Raw genomic sequence first — 3,668 nt, 5'->3', positions numbered from 1 at the left:
GGCGCGTTCTCCGTCACCAGCTCCACCGCACCAGAGCCCCAGTCCACATGCGGCGTCGGCTCGTCCACATGCAGGGTGCGGGGTACGACGTCATGGCGCATCGCCATGACCATCTTGATCACACCGGCCACGCCCGCCGCCGCCTGGGTGTGGCCGAGGTTGGATTTCACCGAGCCCAGCAGCGCGGGGCGTTCGGCGGCCCGGTCCTGGCCGTACGTGGCGAGCAGCGCCTGTGCCTCGATGGGGTCGCCCAGGGCCGTACCGGTCCCGTGCGCCTCGATCACATCCACCTCGGACGAGGCCACGCCCGCGTCGGCCAGCGCGTCCTGGATCACCCGCCGTTGGGCGGGGCCGTTGGGCGCGGTGAGCCCGTTGGAGGCACCGTCCTGATTGACCGCGGTGCCACGGATCACGCCGAGCACCTGGTGGCCGTTGCGGCGGGCGTCGGACAGCCGTTCCACCAGCAGCAGCCCGACGCCCTCGGCCGCGCCCATGCCGTCCGCGGCGGCGGAGAACGCCTTGCACCGGCCGTCCCGGGCCAGCCCCTGCTGCCTGCTGAACTCGGTGAACAGATCCGGCGTGGACATCACGGCGACACCGCCGACGACCGCCATCCCGCACTCGCCGTCGCGCAGCGCCCGCACTCCCAGATGCATCGCCACCAGCGAGGACGAACACGCGGTGTCCACGGTGAGGGCCGGGCCGGTCAGCCCGAAGGTGTAGGCGATACGCCCGGAGACGACACTGCCCGCGACACCGGTCATGGCATGGCCCTCGACTTCCTCCGGGATCGCGGGCAGCCTGCTGCCGTAGTCATGGAAGCTGGCGCCGATGAACACCCCGGTCCGGCTGGAGCGCAGCGACACCGGATCGATGCCCGCTCGCTCGAACAGCTCCCAGGACGTCTCCAGCAGCAGTCGCTGCTGGGGGTCCATCGCGAGCGCCTCACGTGGGGAGATGCCGAAGAAGGAGGCGTCGAACTCGCCCGCGGTGTGCAGGAATCCGCCCTCGGCGGTGTACGAGGTACCCGGCCGTTCGCCGTCCGGGTCGACCAGCCCCGCCAGATCCCAGCCACGGTCGACCGGGAACCCGGAAATGGCGTCCCCGCCGCCTTCGACGAGCTCCCACAGCGCCTCGGGCGAGGCCACTCCGCCGGGATAGCGGCAGCTCATCCCGACGATCGCCACCGGCTCGGCGGCCGCGGACTCCGCCACCCGCAGTTGCGCCCGCGTCTCCTTGAGCTCCGCGGTGACCCGGGTCAGATAGTGGCGGAGCTTGTGCACATCGTCCATGTCGGGGCTCCATGCGAAGAGTCGGCGGTGAGAGGTGGGTATGGCGGAGGACCGGCCGGTCAGCGGGCCGGGCGGAACGGGATCAGGAGATCCCGAACTCCTTCTCGATGTAGTCGAAGAGCTCGTCGTTGGTGGCCGCTTCGAGATCGTCGGACGTCACCGGCTCCTCGGCGGTGTCCACGGTGCCTACGGCGTCGATGGCGTCCATGGCGTCCACGGCGGAGCGGAGCAGCCGGCGCAGCCGGTCGGCGATCTCGGAACGGGCGGGGGCGTCGCTCGGCAGTGACCCCAACAGCCGTTCCAGGCCGTCGAGTTCGGCGGCACCGTCACTCGCGGCACCGTCACCCGTGGCGCCGCCATACGAGGCGCCGTCGATGCCGCTGAAGAGCTGTGCGTACAGGTAGTCGACGAGCTCGGTCACGGTCGGGAAGTCGAAGATCACGGTGGCGGGCAGTTGGAGACCCGTGACGCTCCCGAGCCGGTTGCGCAGCTCCACCGCCGTGACCGAGTCCAGGCCGAGCTCCAGGAACGGCCGCCTGGTGCCCACGGCCTCGGCCGAGCCATGGCCGAGGACGGCGGCCACCTGACCGCGTACGGCCTCGAGGAGCCGCCGTTCGCGCTCCTCGGGCTTCGCGTCGGCGAGCCGGTCGCGCAAGGTCGCCACCGTACCGCCCGTACTGCCCCTACCGCCGCCCGGCGCCGGGGCCGCCGCACCGTCGACTATGGCGAGCGCCCGCCGGGCCTCGGGGATCTCATCGAGGAGGTGGCTGGGGCGGGCGGCGGTGTAGGCGTGGGCGAAGCGGTCCCAGTCGATATCGGCGATCACCAGGGCCGTTTCGTCATCCGCCAACGCTGCCTCCAGCGCGAGGAGCGCCGACTCCGGCGGCAGCAGCGGTACGCCATGGCGCAGCCGCAGCTCGGTCACCGCGTCCCGTTCGGCCATACCGCCCTGCGCCCAGGAGCCCCAGGCCACGGAGGTGGCCACCAGCCCGCGCGTGCGGCGGTGGCGAGCCAGGGCGTCCATGTAGGCGTTGGCGGGCGCGTAGTTGCCCTGACCCACCATGCCCACGGTGCCCGCCAGGGAGGAGAACAGCGCGAACGCGGACAGCTCCAGGTCCCGGGTCAGCTCATGCAGCCGCCACGCCGCATCGGCCTTCACCCGCAGCACCCGGTCCACCTGCTCGGGGGTGAGGGCGGTGATCGCGGCGTCGTCCAGCACGGCCGCCGTGTGGAACACCGAGGTCAGGGGGTACGCGGCCGGAATCGACGCCAGAAGCGCGCGGAGCGCGTCGGCGTCCCCGACATCGCAGGCCGCCACGGTCGCCTTGGCCCCCGAGGTGGTCAGCTCGGCCACCAGCTCGGCCGCTCCCGGCGCGGTGTCCCCGCGACGGCTGACGAGCAGCAGATGCTCGGCGCCACGGGCCGCGAGCCGACGGGCCACCTGGCTGCCGAGGGCGCCGGTGCCACCGGTGATCAGGACCGTGCCCGGGCCGGGGGACCAGCCGTCGTCGAGCACATCGCCGAGGCGTGGCGCCCTGACGACACGGCGCCCGAGGACCCCGGTGGCGCGGACCGCGACCTGATCCTCGTCGTTCTCGGCGGCCAGTACGGCACACAGCCGGGCCGTCGTCCGTTCGTCCAGATCCTGCGGCAGATCCACCAACCCGCCCCATCGGGTGGCGAGTTCCTGTGCCGCCACCCGGCCCAGACCCCACACCAGCGCCTGCGCCGGGCCGGTCAGCGGATCGTGGTCGCCGACGGACACCGCACCCTGGGTGACACACCACAGCGGCGCGAACAGCCCCGCCGCCTCCAGGCCCTGGATCAGCCGCAGGGTGCGGTGCAGCCCGGCGGTCTCGTCGCGGGCGAGCAGCGAGAGCAAGCCGACGACGGGCGCGGTGGTGTGCCCTGTGGTGTGCCCGGTGGTGTGCGCCGTGGTGTGTGGGGTGAGGGCTGCGAGGGTGTCGGCCCAGTGGCGTGGATCGTCGGGCGTCACGATCACCGTTTCCACCGTGGCCCCGTGGCGGCTGAGGGCCGTGGCGATCGCCTCGTACAGCGCATCGCCCTTCTGGTCGGGTGCCAGGACGACGAGCCAGCTGCCGGACAGCGCGGGCGTGGCGGTGTCGGGTAGCGGCTTCCAGCCCTCGCGATACCGCCACGCGTCCATCGTGGACGCCGCGCTCCGCTGTCGATGCCACGCTGACAGCGCGGGCAGCAGGGTCGTCAACTCCGCCTGTGACTCCTCCAACCGCAGCGTCCGGGCCAGCCCTTCCAGGTCCTCGCGCTCCACGGCCTCCCAGAATCCGGTGTGCGGGTCCGGGCCCGTTGTCGCGTTGGCGCGGTGTCGGCCCGGGGGCGCGGTGTCCAGCCAGTAAC

Annotated in this window: 2 protein-coding genes; both read right to left on the bottom strand. The window is 72.6% G+C overall.

Going from position 1 to position 3,668, the window contains the following annotated elements:
• On the bottom strand, positions 1–1,283 hold a 1,283-nt coding region (locus tag JK364_RS53975), incomplete at its 3' end, for a type I polyketide synthase (protein WP_372462112.1).
• A 91-nt stretch (positions 1,284–1,374) separates the two neighbouring features.
• Positions 1,375–3,668 (bottom strand): SDR family NAD(P)-dependent oxidoreductase (locus JK364_RS53970; protein WP_201858808.1); only part of this gene is annotated, 2,294 nt, incomplete at its 5' end.

This window comes from Streptomyces endocoffeicus, from assembly GCF_016741935.1.
GTDB lineage: Bacteria > Actinomycetota > Actinomycetes > Streptomycetales > Streptomycetaceae > Streptomyces > Streptomyces endocoffeicus.
This window is presented reverse-complemented; position numbering and strand designations above follow the sequence as displayed.